This is a genomic window from Mesorhizobium sp. M7A.T.Ca.US.000.02.2.1 (assembly GCF_003996995.1).
GTDB lineage: Bacteria > Pseudomonadota > Alphaproteobacteria > Rhizobiales > Rhizobiaceae > Mesorhizobium.
Genome location: NZ_RZTT01000093.1, coordinates 1 through 16965, shown reverse-complemented (window position 1 = coordinate 16965; position 16965 = coordinate 1). Strand labels below are relative to the sequence as shown.

Below are 16965 nucleotides of genomic sequence, written 5' to 3'. Positions count from 1 at the left end.
GCGCATGATCGATGGCTTGCGTCCAGTCGTCGGGCTCGTCGACCACATCGGCGCCGACTGACGGCCACACCTCGACATAGCCCGGTGCGTCGGTGCGGATCGCCTGGTGGCGCAGCGGATCGGGATCATGGCTGATGCCGCGCCGCACGCTTGCGTCGGCGAAGACGCGGTCGACCGCGGTCAGAACATCGTCGGTCGAGCGGAACGACCAGGTCAGCTTGAGGTCGGCAAAGGACGCCTCGGCGTCGCGCACTCGTCCGGCGAACAACAGCCGGCTGGCGGCGAAGGAGTCCGGGGCGGCACCCTGGAACGAATAGATCGACTGCTTCTCGTCGCCGACGGCGAAGACCGTGCGATGGACCCTGTCGCGCGCGCCAAAGCCGGCAAAGAATTCTTCCGCCAGCCGTTTCACCACTTCCCATTGGTCCGGACTGGTGTCCTGCGCCTCGTCGAGCAGGATATGGTCGATGCCCTGGTCAAGCTTGTATTGCACCCAGGGGCCGGCGTCTGGCCGCGCCAGCAGGTTGACGGTGCGGGTGATCAGGTCGTTGAAATCGAGAAAGCCGCGGCTGCGCTTCAGCATTTCGTAGCGGGCGATCAGCCAGTCGGCGATGGTCAGCGCCGCTCTTGTACCCTCCAGCATCCGGAACAGGGCCAGCCGGTCGGTGGTTTCGACGATGGCATTGGCGGCCGAGAGATAGCGCTCCGCCAGATCCGGCAGCCGGTCGACCAGGGCCTTCTTGAAGGCCTTTGCCGGGTCGTAGGTGTCGCCATCGGTCTTGAGGAAGGCGCGCGCGAGCAGTTGCAGGCGCCGAATGGGATCGCCCTCGGCGAAAGCCTGCCGCGCATAGGGCAGGATGTTGTTCAGCACCGATCTGGCGTCGGTGGCCTCGGCTGCGTGGGCGAAGCCGGCAAAATAGTCGGGCAGGAAACCCGGCAACGGCCATACCGAAGCGGCTATGCCCTCGGCCGTCTGGCCTGGATGGAAATGGAATTCGTCGAACAAGGCCTGGAAGCGCGTGCCGTCACCACGCCCGACGGCGTCGATGAAATTGCGCAGGCCGTCGCGCTTGCGCACGATTTCACCCAGCAAGGCGTCGAGCCCGGCTTCGCCGCCCCGATCGAGAATGGCGGCAAAAGCCTCGGCCAGATCCCTGTCGCCGGCGGATGTGCCGGAAATCATCTCGCGGCGCGCCGCGGCAAACAGCGAGGCCTCCATCTGGCCGTCGAGCATCTCGAAATGGGCCGGGATGTTGGCCTCCAGCGGAAACTGGTGCAGCACCGATTCGCAGAAGGCATGGATGGTCTGGATCTTCAGCCCGCCGGGTGTTTCCAGCGCCTCGGCGAACAGGCGCCGCGCCCGGCGCATGGTCTCGAGATCGGGCCGGCGACCTTCCAGAGCCTCGACCTTTGCCGCAAGGTCGGCGTCACCAAGCGTCGTCCACTCCGACAGTGTCGAGAACACCCGGTTGGACATGTTGGCGGCGGCGGCGCGCGTATAGGTCAGGCACAGGATCTTCGACGGATCGGTGCCGCGCAGCAGCAACCGGATGACGCGCTGAGCCAGCACATGGGTCTTGCCGGATCCGGCATTCGCCGACACCCAGGCGGAATTGCCGGGATCGGCGGCGCGGGCCTGGCTGGTCGCGGTGTCGCTGGGGATCGGATAGGCCTTTTTCATGCCTCCCCTCCCTCGTCGCCGGCATCGCCGCCTGCCGACCATTCGAGCACGCGGGCAAGATGGTCGTAGTCGCCATCAGTCTCGCCTTCGCGGAACGGCAGCGCGCGCGACAGATAACCCGTCGCAGGATCGGCATAGTGGATCAACAGCTTTTCCAGCCGCGCCCAGGCCTCTTCGGCAAGATCGGTCGCGGTCCGCGGCTGGCGATTGTGTTCGAGGATGGATTCCTCGAACACCTCGCCATTCGGCTTCAGCCTGATGAAGGCCAGTTGAGAGGGCTCGCGCGCGCCTAGATCCTTGAAGGCGCCGCGCCTGAGCAGCGCGCCCTCCAACGCCAGTTGCGGCGCCAGCAGCGTGTGCGCCTGCGCCTTGGACGGCGAGGAACCGGTCTTGTAATCCAGTATGTCGGCCATGCCGCCGGCCAAAAGGTCAACGCGGTCGGCGTAGCCGGACAGAGTCACGCCGGATTGGCCGACGACAGTCTTGCCGGCGCGCTCCTCGGCATGACGCCTTGTCACCGCATCGGCGCGCGTGCGCTCCCACTCGATGATGTTTGCGGCGAGTTTCTCGAAGCGTGGCCACCACACCGCCGCGACATCGGCCGGAAGGGCCGCTCTGGCGAAACAGGCGCGGCCTGCAGCGATAAGGCCGGCAAGCGCATCGGGGGTGCGCGGATCGGCGACGCTGCCTGAGAACAGGTGCAGGATGGCGTGAAACAACGTGCCACGCTCGGCCGCACCGGGGTCGCGGATGACCTGATCGAGCGGCATCAGTCCAAGGATCCGTCTGGCATAGACAGCGTAGGGATCCCGGCGCAGGGTCTCGATCTCGGTGACCGAGAAATGCGTCGGGCGCACCGACAGCGGCGGCTTCGGCTGCGGCCGTGGCGCGAAATCCTGCCTTGGGCCGGTATCCAGCGCGCGCGCCCAGGCGAGCAGTTCGTCGCCACGCCGGCGCAGCTCCGCTGCCTGGTCGCTGCCGATGAAGGTCAGCAGCCGCTGCAGCCAGCGCGACGGCACGGCGGGGGCGTCGCCGGCACGCGCCGAGCGGGACAGCACCACTTTCCCAGCGCCCATGGCCATCTGGAAATCATGCGCGGCAAGGCCGATGCGCCGCTCGGGCGGCTCGAGGTCGATGCCGGTCTTCATCAGCCGCGACATGAAGCGGTCGCTCTCGGGCTTGCGCGGCCATACGCCCTCGTTGAGCCCGCCGATAACCAGCGTGTCGACGGTCTGCAAGCGCGCTTCCAGCGCGCCCCAGATGGCGATGTTCCGGTCGGTGCCTTGTGCCGGCTTGACCGTTTCAGGAGCGATCAGCGCCGCCATGATATCGGGCCACTCGGTCGCCGCGAAGGACAGCGAAGCCGAAGCCGCGACCAGCCCGCGCAGCAGTTCGGCAAGCTTTTCACCGGCGTCACCGGCATAGAGCTCGCCAAGGCCGCCGTCGGCGGTGCGGCCGAGATTTTCGAGTGTGACGACACTGGCCCTGACAAGCGCGGCAAGGTCGGCATCGTCCCGGCCGCGAAAGGCTACGAGCGGCGCCAGCGCTTGCTTGATTCGTTCAAGCAAATTCCGGGCAGTTTCGATGGAGCGCACGGTCAGCCGGGAAAACCAGAAGGGGGGCCGGCTGCCGCCGCCCAGGCCGGTGAGGCGGGCCTCGAACAGTTCCGGCAGCGAAACGATGTCTGGGCGGCCGGTGCCGCCGCGCAGCGCCACCAGCTCGACCAGTTCCGCCGCGTGGCGCACATCGGCCCGTTCGAGGCCGAGGCCAAGCAGCGGATGCTTGAGCAGCGACAGCAGGCCAACCGGATCGCCTGGCCTGAACAATGCCTCGAGCGCCAGCCTGAGCAGGCTGGCCGCCGGGGTGTTGGCGAGCGGCGTGCCACCGGAATCGTCGGCGACGACGCCGAAGCGCTGGAGCTCGATCGAGACGCGCCGTGCCAATGCGCGATCGCCGGTGACGAGAGCCGCCCTTTGGCCGGGCTGTTCGACCGCGCGCTTGAGCGCGACGGCGATGGCGACAGCTTCATCACGTTCGCTGGCAGCTTCGAGCAAGGTCACCTCGGCGAAGGCGCCGGCAATGTGGGACGCCGGGAAACCGGCACGTGTCTCGGCCCAGAGTTCGGTGGTTTCGGCCGGCCGCAGCGCTTCGCCGACAAGTGCGGCGCGAAGCGCAAGTCGCGGTTCGGCCACGCCAATCTCCTCGACGTCGCCGCGCAATACGCCGATCTTGCCTATCAGCCTGGCCAGGCCATATTGCGGGTGGCCGAGCACAGCTGGACGCGCGCCGGGCGCGGCAATCGCCTGGAATGACGCTTCGTCCAGCGTTCGGTCGAGACCCGGCAGCACAATGGCGCCGCCGGGCAGGCGCGCGATGGCGGCAAGCAGTTCAGCCGTGGCGGGGATCGAGCCGGTCGACCCTGCGGCGATGACCGGGCCAGCGGGCGGATTGCGCAGCAGCCGCGCCGCCTCGGCGCGGATCAGCGCGCTGCGATGCGCGGCCGGATTGGAGCGGTCGCTTTCCGCGAGGAATTTCGGCCAGGCTTCGGTGACGATGCCGAGGAATTCCAGCGTCACCTGCCACCATCCGGCAAGGTTGCCGGTCACCAGATGGGTGAGCTTGGCCCAGTCCGTTCCTTCCGTCTCGATCTCGTCCATCAGCCGGGCGAGATCGCGCGCCAGCCAGATTGCGTCGGCGGTGGAAGCCGGGATGACGATCTCCTCGGCGATAAGGGCAGCGACATGCGCCGGCAGCCGGCGTTTCCAGGCGCGCACCAACGGCGTCAGCAGCAACAGGCGTTCGATCGCGGCGATCGGCGGCGCGAGATCGATGGCCGCCGATGCCTCGGTCTCGAATGCGGCCTCATCCTCGTCGAACTCGCCGAGTGGCCGGATGACCGGCAGGATCGCCGAGCCGCCGCCGCCGCGTGCCGCCAGGCTGTCGACGAAGACACCCCGCAGAGCGCGCGCAGCACGGCGTGTCGGCACATAGATGGTGACATCGGCCAAAGCGAGCGGGTCGCCGTCAAATCGAAACCCCGGAACAAGGCGGCCGGCAAGCAGCGCCTCGGCAAGCGTCGGCAGAAACGGCGCTCCGGGCGGGATCGAGAAAACGCGGCTGGAGCCGCTCATTGCAACTCGATGAGCGCACCGGCGACCGCCGCTTCCGCGAGCGGTACGGCATCGGGCGTGCCGACGGTGATCCAGTGGCCATGCATGGGCATGCCGAACAGGCGGCCGGCCGCGATGGCGGAATCGAAATAGGTGTTGAGCGAGTGCGGCCCGGCCGGTGCACCCTCGAACAGGCGCGGATGGACGATCGCCGCCCCGGCATAGATCAGCCCCGCCGGGTCGCCTTTCGAACGCCGCAAGCCGCCATCCGGCGCCACCAGGAAATCGGTGCTGCCGCAGTGTCCGGTCGCCTGTTGGAGATCCGCCAGCATCAGCAGAATATCCATTTTCGCCGCGTCCCATGCAAGGGCGAGGCGCTGGAGATTGAGAGGACCGTCATCGATCCAGAACGTGTCGGCGTTGAGGATGTAGAAAGGCTGATCGCCCAGTTCGGGCAACGCCTTGACGATGCCGCCGGCGGAATCGAGCAGTTGTTCGCTCTCGTCGGAAATGACGATGTTTGGCGCGCGGCGGGCAGTGACATGGGCGACGATCTGTTCGGGAAAGTAGTGGACGTTGACGACCGCCTTGCCGACGCCGGCGGCGGCCAGGCTGTCGAGGCTCCAGTCGAGCAACGTCTTGCCGGCAATCCTGACCAGTGGCTTGGGAATGGTGTCGGTGATCGGCCGCATGCGTTTGCCAAGCCCGGCGGCAAGTACGATGGCGGTGTCCGGTCCTGCTGTCACAGCGCTCGCTCCTCCAGCAAACCGTGGGCGTCGTAGAACTCGCGCAGGCTTGCCAGCGCCGGATGAGACAGAGCCCGGCGCAGATAGTCGCGGATGCGCGGCAGGTGCTTCAGATAATAGGGCTTGCCGTCGCGTTTTTCGAGGCGAACGAAGATACCGAGGATCTTGGAGTTTCGCTGCGCCGCCATGACGGCGTAGGATTCCAGGAAGCTTGCTTCGTCGAAAGCCCCGGCTGCGTGGCGCGCCGCGACATAGGCATCCAGCGTCTGTTTCTCGATCTCGGGCGAGATGGTGACCCGCGCGTCCATGGCGAGCGAGGCGACGTCATAGGCGGAAGGGCCGATCAGCGCATCCTGGAAATCGACGAGGCCCAATCGATCATGCCCTGAACGGTCGCCGCGCCAGATGATGTTGGGCGAATGGAAGTCGCGCAGCATCAGCGTGACCTCGTGGCCTTGCAGCCGGTCGAGGAGCGCGTTCCATTCCCTGTGGTAACCGGCGCGCAAGCTGTCACTTGGCGGGCCGCCCGATATCGCAGGCACGTACCAGTCGACCAGCAAATCGGCTTCGATCATCATGGCGTCGCGGTCGAAAGGCGGCACATCGTGGAAGCCGCCTTGCCCTGTTTCCAGGCGCTGCGGCCAGGCCCTGCCGTGCATCATGGCCAGCAGCTCGGCCGCCGCTGCGCAACGCTCGGCCAGCGGCTGGCCATCGCCGCCGAGGAAACCTTCGGAGCCAAGATGTTCGAGCAGCAGGAAACCCTGGTCCTGGTCCTCAGCATGGATTTGCGGAACGCTGACGCCACCGGCCTGCAAGGCATGGTCGATGGCGACGAAGGCGGAGACCGACTGGGCGGTGTGCGCGATCTCGGCATAGGGCTTGCCGTCGCGCACAGGGGGACCGAGAACCAGCCGTGGCGAGTTCATCAAGACCCGCGGCTTTTGGTCCGGCAACGAAACGATCTCGTAGGAGCGGGCCGAAGCATCGCCGATGAAATGGCGGCGCTGCGCTTCCCCCCAGCCGGCGTTCACGAGAAAGTCGCGCATGGCCAGCGACCGTGCCGCCCGATCGAAGCCATCACCCTGGCCTGACAATCGCGCCAGCCGGCCGTCGCCATGCTGGACGAGCTCGATCAGGACCGTGGTTTTCGGCAGATGGGCTTCCGCCCGTTCCGGCCATTCGACCAAAGCAGCACCCTGCGCCAGGGCTTCGTCGAACCCAAGCTCATTGATCTCGTCCGCCGAGGACAGGCGGTAGAGATCGAAATGATGGACCGGAATGCGGGTGTCGTAGCTCTGCACCAATGTGAAGGTCGGACTCGGAACATCGAGACCGGCATCGTCGGCCAGGGTCCTGATCAAGGCCCGCGCCAGCGTCGACTTGCCGGCGCCGAGATCGCCCTTGAGGGCAAGCACGTCACCCGGGCGCAGCGACAGCGCCAGATCTTCGCCCAGCCGCGCTGTCTGGGTCTCGTCGGCGAGTAATCGCTCCAGCACCAGTCCGGTCATCGAACGCGCTACTCGGCCGCGGCTCGGATGCCCGGCATGTCTGGAAAGGTGCAGATGACGGTCGTGCCCTTGTCCTTGCCGGTTTCGATGCGAACGCTGCCGCCATGCAGCTCGACGAAGCTCTTGACGATCGACAGGCCGAGACCGGCGCCGCGCCGGCGGCCGCCATTGGCGCGCGGCTCGAAACGGCGGAACACCGAATCGAGCACATCCGGCGGCATGCCGGGACCATCGTCATGAACCGAGAATTCCACCCCATCCGCCAGATGGCGGCAAGTGAGCCGGATGATGCTGGCTTCCGGGGCGTAATTGGCGGCGTTGCTGAGCAGATTGTAGAGGATCTGGCGGACGCGGACCTCATCGCCGTGAAACGTCTTCGGCGCCGCGATGGCGTCCACCTGGAGACTGATCGAATGCTCTTCCAGCCGGTCGGCCACCAGTTCGGCCGCAGCGGCGATGGTGCGATCAACCTGCACCTCGGAAATGTCGAGCTGCATGATGCCGGCGTCCACCGTCGCCAGGTCGAGGATATCGTTGACGATGGTGAGCAGGACCGAGGAGGACGAGCTGACATGCTCGACATATTCGCGCTGCTTCTGCGTCAGCGGACCGGTCGTGGGCTGCGACAGGAGTTCGGTGAAGCCGATAATGTTGGTCAGCGGCGAGCGCAGTTCATAGGAGACGTGCTGGACGAATTCGTTCTTGAGCTGGTCGGATTTTTGCAGCGCCTCGTTCTTGTCCTTCAGCGCCCGCTCGACATGGACGCTGTCGGTCACGTCGACGAAGGTCATCATCACCTGCCCGTTGGGCAGCGGGATCATGGCGTAACTCAGCACGTTGCCGTTGTTGAGCTCGGTCTGTCCGTGGCGGTCGCGGCGCTCGTCGTCAAAGCCGGTGATGGCGGCAACGAAGCTGGGCCAGGGGCTGTCCGCGGCCTGCCGGTCGCAAAGGTCACGTATCGTCGACACGTGGACGCTGGGCTTGGCCGCTTCACCGCTCAATCCCCAGAGAGTGGCAAAGGCAGGATTCGACAGCCGGAGCCTGCCGTCGGGTCCGAACACCGCCACGCCTTCGGCAAGATTGTCGAGCGTCTCGCCCTGAACCCGCACGGCTGTCTGGTAGCGGCTTTCCAGGTCCATCTTCTCGGTCAGGTTCTCGAACACCCAGGTCACGCCGCCCTTGGGCTGCGGATTGGCGACGACGCGAATGGTCTTGCCATCCGGCAGATGCCACCAATGTTCCTGGGATTCGACGGCGCGATAGGCGCCGAGCAGGCCTTCCTTCCAGCGACGCCATTCAGGCTGTTCGGCGATCTTGCCCTCGCTGCGCAGCCGGTCGAGCAGCAAGGCATTGTCGGGTGCGCTGTGCAGGAAGCCGGCGTCCAGCCCCCAAAGCTTCTGGAAGGCTTGATTGAAGAACCGCAGCTTCTCGTCGGTGTCGAAAATGGCGACTGCCGTGTTGAGCTGGTCGAGCGTGTCGGCGTGGCTTCGCACCGTCCGTTCGTATTCGCCGCGAACGGCCTCAATGGCACTGGTGTCACAGGCAAGGCCGGCCGAGCCATCGCTGCCGGCGAAATCGGTGACCGCGAACACACGGCGGTCACCTTCGATCACGGTGGACAGCGACTGCTCGAAAACCGGATGCGTCTTGTGCTGGGCGGCAATCGCATCGCGCGCCTGGCCGCCGAGGAACTCTTTTTTCTCCCGGACCGCGGCTTCGGCATTTTCGGCTTCGACGGCATCGGCATAGGCGCGGTTGACCCACTTCAGCCCGCCATCCTCGCCGCGGAGCCATGCCGGCATGTTCAACGCGTCGAGCAGGCCGATCATCGTGTCGTGGTCGGCGGCCAGCCGCTGGTTCTCGATCTTCAGCCTGGCCTGGCTGCGCTGCGTCTCCGAGAGCGAGACGAAACGCACGAGCACATGCGCGGCACTCTTGCGGCCATGCACTTCGAGCGGCGCGCCCGCCTGCGATTCGATGACGAGGTCGAAGGGTTTGGCCTTCTCGCGCAATCCCGCGACGGCATGTTCGAGTGCCGCCGCCGAACGCGGCATCAGCCAGCGGCCGAAAGCGAGAAAAGCGGCCCTATCCTCGGGAGCGCCGCTTTCGACGGGCAATGTGCCGATAAGCTCGGGCTTCTTGTTTTCAGCGGCCCAGACGACGACGCGCTGGTCGCGCAGATTGAGCAGCGCCTCGGAGCGGCGGAGCGCCGCGTTGATGTCGGCGAGGCGGCTCCTGAGTTCGACATTCTCCGCCGAGGTGCGGGCTCTTTCGCGGATGAGAACGATGGCCGATATCAGTGCGGCACCCGTCACGCCGACGAACACGGCAAGCTGCATGACCTCGATGGCGCTCACCGACAGTCCCGCGACGCTGGCAGCAGCGGTTTCGGCATGCGCGACGGCGCCAGCCAAGGGGCCCGCGAGCGCGGAGGTGGCAAGGAATGTCGACGCACGGGCGCGCCAGGACAGGCTCCCGCCTTCCAGGGCGGAGCCAGCAATCCCCGAATCGTCATGGCCGCCGGAAACGGCCCGTCCCGCTCTGTGCGGGTGTTGCCCCGGCATGTCTTGGTCCTCTCCGCCGCCTGAATGCAAGACCGCCCTGATGCGTGCCTCTCTTGACCCTCTCGGGCTGGAAGCATCGCCGAATCACCTGACAATAACCCCTCGCCGAATCGCCGTGAAGGCTGATGGCGCGCAAAAATAAGGCCGGGCGAAAAGTCAATCGCCCGGCCTCAATATCTGGTAGCAATTTTAGCTTTGGTTAATAGCGGTAGTGTTCCGGCTTGAACGGACCCTGCGGCGTGACGCCGATATAGGCGGCCTGTTCGCCCGACAGTTCGGTCAGACGGGCGCCGAGCTTGTCGAGATGCAGGCGCGCGACCTTTTCGTCGAGATGCTTGGGCAGGACATAGACCTGGTTCTCGTACTGGCCGGGCTTGGTGTAGAGTTCGATCTGCGCCAGCACCTGGTTGGTGAAGGATGCCGACATGACGAAGCTCGGGTGGCCTGTGGCGTTGCCGAGATTGAGCAGCCGCCCTTCCGACAAAAGGATCATCCGCTTGCCGTCCGCGAAGGTGATCATGTCGACCTGCGGCTTGACGTTGGTCCATTTCAAATTGCGCAGCGCGGCGACCTGGATCTCATTGTCGAAATGGCCGATGTTGCCGACGATGACCATGTCCTTCATCGAGCGCATATGGTCGAGGGTGACGACATCCTTGTTGCCGGTGGTGGTGATGACGATGTCGGCGGTGGGGGCCGCATCTTCCAGCGTGACGACTTCAAACCCGTCCATCGCCGCCTGCAGCGCGCAAATCGGATCGACCTCGGTGACCTTGACGCGGGCGCCGGCGCCCTTGAGCGAGGCCGACGAGCCCTTGCCGACGTCGCCATAACCGCACACGACAGCGACCTTGCCGGCCATCATCGTGTCGGTGCCGCGGCGGATGCCGTCGACCAGCGATTCCTTACAGCCATATTTGTTATCGAACTTCGACTTGGTGACCGAGTCGTTGACGTTGATGGCGGGGAAGGGCAGCAGGCCCTTCTTCTGCAGCTGATAGAGCCGGTTGACGCCGGTGGTCGTCTCTTCGGTGACGCCGCGGATCGCCGCCTTCTGCTTGGTGAAGAAGCCGGGCGAGGCCTTCAGGCGCTTCTTGACCTGGGCGTAGAAGTATTCCTCTTCCTCGCTCTGCGGGTTGGACAGCACATCCTCGCCGGCCTCGGCGCGGGCGCCGATCAGGATGTACATGGTGGCGTCGCCGCCATCATCGAGGATCATGTTGGAGAGGCCGCCGTCGGCCCACTGGAAGATCTTGTCGGTGTAGTCCCAATACTCCTCCAGCGACTCGCCCTTGACGGCAAACACCGGGATGCCGGCTTCGGCGATGGCCGCGGCCGCATGGTCCTGGGTCGAGAAGATGTTGCAGGAGGCCCAGCGGATATCGGCGCCCAGCTCCTTCAGCGTCTCGATCAGCACCGCCGTCTGGATCGTCATGTGCAGCGAGCCGGTGATGCGCGCGCCCTTGAGCGGCTGCTTGGGACCGAATTCCTCACGGCAGGCCATCAGGCCCGGCATTTCGGTTTCGGCGATCTCGAGTTCCTTGCGGCCCCAGCCGGCAAGCGAGATGTCGGCGACCACATAGTCCTTGCTACCCGTCATGGCAGTACTCCGATGCGAATGTTGTGCTTGCGAATTTGTTGCGGACACGCCCGCGCCGGTCGGCGCGTCGAAGGGCGCGAATTGCCGGCCTGACTAGCAGATCGGAGCAAGGACGACAATGGGATATAAAGAAATCTTTATCCCTGCATGTCTCTCAGACACGCATCGGCGCTCTACCTGATCAGCATTCCTCGCCAAAGCGGGACGCCACCAGCTGCTCCAGGGCGTCGATGACCTGCCGGGCTTCCGGTCCGCTGGCGGTGACGCGGATCGAATAGCCGGGGCTTGCCGCCAGCATCATCAGACCCATGATGGAGGTGCCGCCAACCTTGACGCCGTCCTTCTCGACATGCACCGAGGCGTCGAAGCCGCTGGCCAGCTGGACGAACTTCGCCGAAGCGCGCGCATGAAGGCCACGTTGGTTGATGATGGGAAAATCCCGGACAATTTGGTCTTTTTCCGGGGACAGCGCGGTCATTTGCTGCTCAGGAGCTGGCTGGCGACATTGATGTATTTGCGGCCGGCGGCCTGAGCCTCATCGAGCGCGGCGGCCATATTGTCGCCCTTGCGGATCGAGGAGAGCTTGATCAGCATCGGCAGGTTCATGCCGGCGATCACCTCGGTGCGGCCGGATTCCATCACCGAGATGGCAAGGTTGGAGGGCGTGCCGCCGAACATGTCGGTCAGCACGATGACGCCGGCTCCGGTGTCGACACGGGCAACAGCGTCGACGATGTCGCGGCGACGCTGCTCCATATCGTCGTCGGCACCGATCGACACGGTTTCGAAATTGTCTTGTGGCCCGACGACATGTTCGACGGCATGTCGGAACTCGGTGGCCAGTTGACCGTGCGTTACAAGCACGAGTCCGATCATTCTTTGGTGGCTCCCGTCATCGCCGCTTCACAGGCGCATTTTATGCTCGCCAGCCAATCCAGGCGGCGGGAGCGCTATCTTGTCGACGCACGGCCCGTTGACAAGCCCAAAATTGCGCAGGCACATGCCATTTTGACGCATTGCAGCAAAAAACCCGGAACGGATCATAGAAAAGGCGCGATCGACAGCCGCGCCATCACGACCGGCAAGACCGCTGGGACATTGCGTTCGACCACGTCGACCCGCGGCACCAGACAGCCGGCGATGCTGCTTGCGGCATCCTCCTGGAAGCGCACCGCTTCGCCGGCCGGCACCAGGCGAACATGGAGGTCGACGAGGCCTGCCGGCTCGAATGGCAGAGGTCGGGGGCCGAGCCCCGGCACCTCGACAAGGCCTTCTATGGCGGCGGGAGCGCGGCACAGCAGTCGCCCGGCATGCGCCTCGACGAAGAGCTGATCGTCACCGACGAGCCGCGAGAACAGGCCGCGATGGCGACAATGGTCGAGGAGCGCCAGCGCCAGCGTCGTCTTGCCCGAACCGGAGGCTCCGGTGACGAGAATGCCGCGCTCGCCGATCAAAACCATTGTCGCGTGAATGTTTTCAGGCTGCACGGCTGGACCAGGCGTGGTTGGAATTCATGCTCTCAGCCTTCGGCCGGCAATGTCACCACGAAACGAGCGCCCTTGATCTCGCCGGGTTTGGTGCCGGGGATGTTCTCGGCGGTGAGCGTGCCGCCATGGGCCTCGACGATTTGCCTGGATATCGACAGGCCAAGGCCCGAATTCTGGCCGAATGCCTCGCCGGCCGGCCGGTCGGTGTAGAACCGTTCGAAGATGCGGTCGATGTTATCGGCTCGGATGCCGGGGCCATTGTCGTCGACGGTGACGATGTTGAACTTGCCGGCACGCGCCAGCGACAGGCTGATGTGGCCATGGTCCTCGGGAACGAAGGAACGGGCGTTCTCGATCAAATTGGTGATGACCTGGCCGATGCGCAGGTCATGCCCGACGACGACGTAACCTTTGACGCCCTGCGGCAGTTTGGCGGCCTTGAACTCGATCTCGACAGCCTTCTTGTTGCGCGTCGCTTCGCGCGAAACGGCGACGAGATCGGTGATGAATTTCTTCAAATCGACGGTCCCGGCATCTTCACGCGCGAGCTCCGCGTCCAGGCGCGATGCGTCGGAAATATCGGTGATGAGCCGGTCCAGCCGCCTGACATCGTGCTGGATGATATCCATCAGCCGGCCGCGCGAATCGTCGTTCTTGGCCAGCGGCAAGGTTTCCACCGCGCTGCGCAGCGACGTCAGCGGGTTCTTCAACTCGTGCGAGACATCGGCCGCGAAGCTTTCGATCGCCTCGATGCGGGCGTAGAGCGCGTTGGTCATGTCGCGTATGGCGATCGACAGATTGCCGATCTCGTCCTGGCGGTCGGAAAAATCGGGGATTTCCTCACGGCTCTTGACGCCGCGCCGCACCCGCACCGCCGCCGCCGACAGCCGGCGCAGCGGATTGGCGATGGTGGAGGCAAGCAGCATCGACAGGATGGCGGTGACAAGGGCCGCGATGCCGAAGACGCGCAGGATCGCCTTGCGCTCGGCGGCGACGATCTTGTCGATGTCGCCGCCTTCGGTCGACAGCATCAGCACGCCCAGGACGGCACGAAAGCGCTGGATCGGCACCGCCACCGAAACGATCTGCTCCCCCTGCTCGCTGACGCGCACGATGGTCGACGGGCTGCCGGTGAGCGCCTTGACCACTTCCGGGAAAGCGGCGCCATTGCCGCCCGGCTGCTCGTGATAGACCGGCAGCTCGGTGTTGCGAAAGAAGTCGAAGACGAATTTCTGGATGCGCTCGACCAGATCGGGCTCTTCCTCCTCGACCGGCGGCAGGTCGTAGCGCAGGATCTGGCCACGCGAATAGAGGTGGCGCGAATCGAGCAGCAGATTGGCATCGCGGTCATAGATCCGGGCGCGGGTCCTGGTCGGCGAGATCAGTCTTCGCAGCACCGGGGCGACCCGCTCCGGGTTGATCGGGAAATCGAGATTGTCGAGCTGGTCGGAGCCCGGTCCCAGGCTTTCGCCGGCCTGCAGTTCAAGCAGCTTTTCCGGGTCGATGCTGATCGAATCCGTCTCGACCGTCGCCGACGCGGCGATCGCGCCGGCGATGATCTCGCCCTGGGTCATCAGGCTTTCGACGCGGGCGTCGATCAGCCCGTCTCGGAAGGTGTTGAGATAGAGGATGCCGGTCACCAGGACGGCAAGGCCGGCAAGGTTGAGGAACAGGATACGCCGTGTCAGGCTGGAAAAGATATGATGGCCAAGGAAACGGCGCATCGGCACCGTGATCTTCGACACGAAGGACGGCATGATCCGCGACGGCCGCCTGGAGGCGCCCGCCGGTCTTGTTCGCTGTGCTTCCACTGCCATCGAATAGCAGGCCCTGCTACTTATGCTTCGCGGAACCGGTATCCGACTCCGTAAAGGGTTTCGATCATCTCGAAGTCGTCGTCGACGGCCTTGAACTTCTTGCGCAGCCGCTTGATGTGGCTGTCGATGGTGCGGTCGTCGACATAGACCTGTTCATCATAAGCCGAATCCATGAGCGCATCACGGCTTTTTACGACGCCTGGACGCTGCGCCAGCGAATGCAGGATCAGGAACTCGGTGACGGTGAGCGTCACCGGCTCGCCTTTCCAGGTGCAGGTGTGGCGCTCCTGGTCCATGACGAGCTGGCCGCGCTCGAGCGAGCGGGCCTGCTGGCTTGGCGTCTTGGCGGCAGCCTCGCGGGCACTGGCGCGGCGCAGCACGGCGCGCACCCGCTCGACCAGCAGGCGCTGCGAGAAGGGCTTGCGGATGAAATCGTCGGCGCCCATCTTGAGGCCGAACAATTCGTCGATCTCGTCGTCCTTGGAGGTCAGGAAGATCACCGGAAGGTCGGACTTCTGGCGCATGCGGCGCAGCAGTTCCATGCCGTCCATGCGCGGCATCTTGATATCGAGGATGGCAAGGTTCGGCGGGCGTGCCGCCAGGCCTTCCAGCGCCGACGCACCATCCGTGTAGGTCTCGACGCGATACCCCTCGGATTCCAGGGCGATCGACACCGATGTCAGAATGTTGCGGTCGTCATCGACAAGCGCGATTGTTGCCATTTCAAGCGGCTCCCTCATGAGCTGTCCCTTCTGTCGTAGAGAAGGGGCTTTTGCAGGACAAATTAGGTACAAAATGTGGCATAGGCCTTGTCCGCTGTCACGCGCGGCATGCCGGCGGCCACAATCCTACCTCGACATGGGTTGGACGAACGTACATCGCCAATCCTTTGGGCAACCGCGAAACTTTTTGCACATATAAACGATTTAAACAACTTTCAAAATATTTAAATCGATTAATGATTTGATATCATTCGTCTTTTCTGGTTCTGACCATCTCAGCCCGCGTAGTGGGCGTGCTGGAAACGTGCCGGCAAAGATGCGGCAAATCCAAGAGGGACACTCGATGTCGGAAGTCGGCAAACGCAATTCCGCCTGCGCGATCGATCATATCGGCCTGAAAACCACCGGCGTGGTGCGCTATAATTTCGGTGCGGCTGCCCTTTATGAGGAATCGATCCGGCGAGGCGAGGCCCGCTTGACCGCCCATGGCGCGCTGGTCGCCGAGACCGGACAGCACACCGGCCGCTCGCCCAAGGACAAGTTCGTCGTCCGCGATGGCGCCACCGAACCACATGTCTGGTGGGACAACAACAAGGCGATCTCGCCGGCCCAGTTCGACACGCTGCTCGCCGATTTCCAGGCGCATGCCGCGGACAAGGATCTATACGTCCAGGATCTGGTCGGCGGCGCCGATGCGGGACTGAAACTGCCGACAAGGGTGATCACCGAATTTGCCTGGCACTCGCTGTTCATCCGCAATCTGCTGATCCGTCCGGATGCCGCCGAACTCGAACAGTTCGTGCCCGAGATGACGATCATCGACCTGCCGTCCTTCCGCGCCGATCCCCTCCGTCACGGCAGCCGCACCGAAACGGTGATCGCTGTCGATCTTTCGCGCAAGATCGTGCTGATCGGGGGCACCTCCTATGCCGGCGAGATGAAGAAGTCGGTGTTCACCATGCTCAACTATCTGTTGCCGGCGAAAGGCGTGATGCCGATGCATTGCTCGGCCAACGAGGGTGCGGCCGGCGACGCCGCCATCTTCTTCGGCCTGTCGGGCACCGGCAAGACGACACTCTCGGCCGATCCCTCGCGCACGCTGATCGGCGATGACGAGCATGGCTGGGGACCGCACGGCATCTTCAATTTCGAAGGCGGCTGCTACGCCAAGACGATCAAGCTGTCGGCGGAAGCCGAGCCGGAAATCTTCGCCACCACGCAGCGCTTCGGCACGGTGCTGGAAAATGTCGTGCTCGACGCTGATGGCGTGCCGGATTTCAACGACGGAAGACTGACCGAGAACACACGCTGCGCCTACCCGCTGGACTTCATCCCCAACGCCAGCAAGACCGGCCGCGCCAACCATCCCAACAACATCATCATGCTGACCGCCGACGCGTTCGGCGTGATGCCGCCGATCGCGCGGCTGACCCCGGCGCAGGCGATGTATCATTTCCTGTCCGGCTACACCGCCAAGGTGGCCGGAACCGAAAAGGGCGTGACCGAGCCGGAAGCGACGTTTTCGACCTGTTTCGGTGCCCCATTCATGCCGCGCCACCCTTCCGAATACGGCAATCTGCTGCGCGAGCTGATTGCCCGCCACGGCGCCGATTGCTGGCTGGTCAACACCGGCTGGACCGGCGGCGCCTTCGGCACCGGCAAGCGCATGCCGATCAAGGCGACGCGCGCCTTGCTTGCCGCCGCGCTCGACGGCTCGCTGAAGACGGCCG

Annotated in this window: 12 protein-coding genes; 1 reads left to right on the top strand and 11 read right to left on the bottom strand. The window is 64.7% G+C overall.

Going from position 1 to position 16965, the window contains the following annotated elements; translation table 11 throughout:
• From EOD15_RS11665 to EOD15_RS11610, 11 genes are all read right to left on the bottom strand, one after another.
• The coding region (locus tag EOD15_RS11665) for a UvrD-helicase domain-containing protein (protein ID WP_148129530.1) at window positions 1–1681 on the bottom strand (1681 nt) is incomplete at its 3' end.
• Window positions 1678–4812 (bottom strand): double-strand break repair protein AddB, encoded by a 3135-nt coding sequence (gene addB, locus EOD15_RS11660; protein WP_127408502.1) that lies wholly within the window; start codon window positions 4810–4812, stop codon window positions 1678–1680. The genes EOD15_RS11665 and addB, both read right to left, overlap by 4 nt.
• Window positions 4809–5537, bottom strand: a complete 729-nt coding sequence (locus EOD15_RS11655; RefSeq protein WP_127408501.1) for a nucleotidyltransferase family protein — start codon at window positions 5535–5537, stop codon at window positions 4809–4811. The genes addB and EOD15_RS11655 overlap by 4 nt, the downstream gene beginning before the upstream one ends.
• Window positions 5534–7045, bottom strand: coding sequence for a tRNA (adenosine(37)-N6)-threonylcarbamoyltransferase complex ATPase subunit type 1 TsaE (gene tsaE, locus EOD15_RS11650; RefSeq protein ID WP_127408500.1), 1512 nt, complete (start codon window positions 7043–7045; stop codon window positions 5534–5536). The genes EOD15_RS11655 and tsaE overlap by 4 nt, the downstream gene beginning before the upstream one ends.
• 8 nt (window positions 7046–7053) lie before the next feature.
• Window positions 7054–9609, bottom strand: coding sequence for a PAS domain-containing sensor histidine kinase (locus EOD15_RS11645; protein WP_127321499.1), 2556 nt, complete (start codon window positions 9607–9609; stop codon window positions 7054–7056).
• Between the two features lie 199 nt (window positions 9610–9808).
• The gene (gene ahcY, locus EOD15_RS11640; RefSeq protein ID WP_023810629.1) at window positions 9809–11209 is read right to left on the bottom strand and encodes an adenosylhomocysteinase; all 1401 of its coding nucleotides are present in this window, start codon (window positions 11207–11209) and stop codon (window positions 9809–9811) included.
• Window positions 11210–11390: 181 nt separating this feature from the next.
• On the bottom strand, window positions 11391–11687 hold the full coding sequence (locus EOD15_RS11635) for an HPr family phosphocarrier protein (RefSeq protein ID WP_027039963.1): 297 nt from the start codon (window positions 11685–11687) through the stop codon (window positions 11391–11393).
• Window positions 11684–12085 (bottom strand): PTS sugar transporter subunit IIA, encoded by a 402-nt coding sequence (locus EOD15_RS11630; RefSeq protein ID WP_127321500.1) that lies wholly within the window; start codon window positions 12083–12085, stop codon window positions 11684–11686. The genes EOD15_RS11635 and EOD15_RS11630 overlap by 4 nt, the downstream gene beginning before the upstream one ends.
• Before the next feature lie 164 nt (window positions 12086–12249).
• Window positions 12250–12696, bottom strand: coding sequence for an HPr kinase/phosphorylase (locus EOD15_RS11620; protein ID WP_164761845.1), 447 nt, complete (start codon window positions 12694–12696; stop codon window positions 12250–12252).
• A gap of 32 nt (window positions 12697–12728) precedes the next feature.
• Complete coding sequence (locus tag EOD15_RS11615) at window positions 12729–14513, bottom strand: sensor histidine kinase (RefSeq protein ID WP_013528336.1); 1785 nt, start codon at window positions 14511–14513, stop codon at window positions 12729–12731.
• Window positions 14514–14533: 20 nt separating this feature from the next.
• Window positions 14534–15235, bottom strand: coding sequence for a response regulator transcription factor (locus EOD15_RS11610; RefSeq protein WP_013528337.1), 702 nt, complete (start codon window positions 15233–15235; stop codon window positions 14534–14536).
• 343 nt (window positions 15236–15578) lie between these two features.
• Here EOD15_RS11610 and EOD15_RS11605 point away from each other — a divergent pair.
• Window positions 15579–16965 (top strand): phosphoenolpyruvate carboxykinase (locus tag EOD15_RS11605; protein WP_127408499.1); only part of this gene is annotated, 1387 nt, incomplete at its 3' end.

Bases quoted from the DNA above. Each gene is read 5' to 3' on its own strand.
- addB (WP_127408502.1), bottom strand. From the start codon at position 4,812: ATGAGCGGCTCCAGCCGCGTTTTCTCGATCCCGCCCGGAGCGCCGTTT.
- tsaE (WP_127408500.1), bottom strand. From the start codon at position 7,045: ATGACCGGACTGGTGCTGGAGCGATTACTCGCCGACGAGACCCAGACA.
- EOD15_RS11645 (WP_127321499.1), bottom strand. From the start codon at position 9,609: ATGCCGGGGCAACACCCGCACAGAGCGGGACGGGCCGTTTCCGGCGGC.
- ahcY (WP_023810629.1), bottom strand. From the start codon at position 11,209: ATGACGGGTAGCAAGGACTATGTGGTCGCCGACATCTCGCTTGCCGGC.
- EOD15_RS11635 (WP_027039963.1), bottom strand. From the start codon at position 11,687: ATGACCGCGCTGTCCCCGGAAAAAGACCAAATTGTCCGGGATTTTCCC.
- EOD15_RS11630 (WP_127321500.1), bottom strand. From the start codon at position 12,085: ATGATCGGACTCGTGCTTGTAACGCACGGTCAACTGGCCACCGAGTTC.
- EOD15_RS11615 (WP_013528336.1), bottom strand. From the start codon at position 14,513: ATGGCAGTGGAAGCACAGCGAACAAGACCGGCGGGCGCCTCCAGGCGG.
- EOD15_RS11610 (WP_013528337.1), bottom strand. From the start codon at position 15,235: ATGGCAACAATCGCGCTTGTCGATGACGACCGCAACATTCTGACATCG.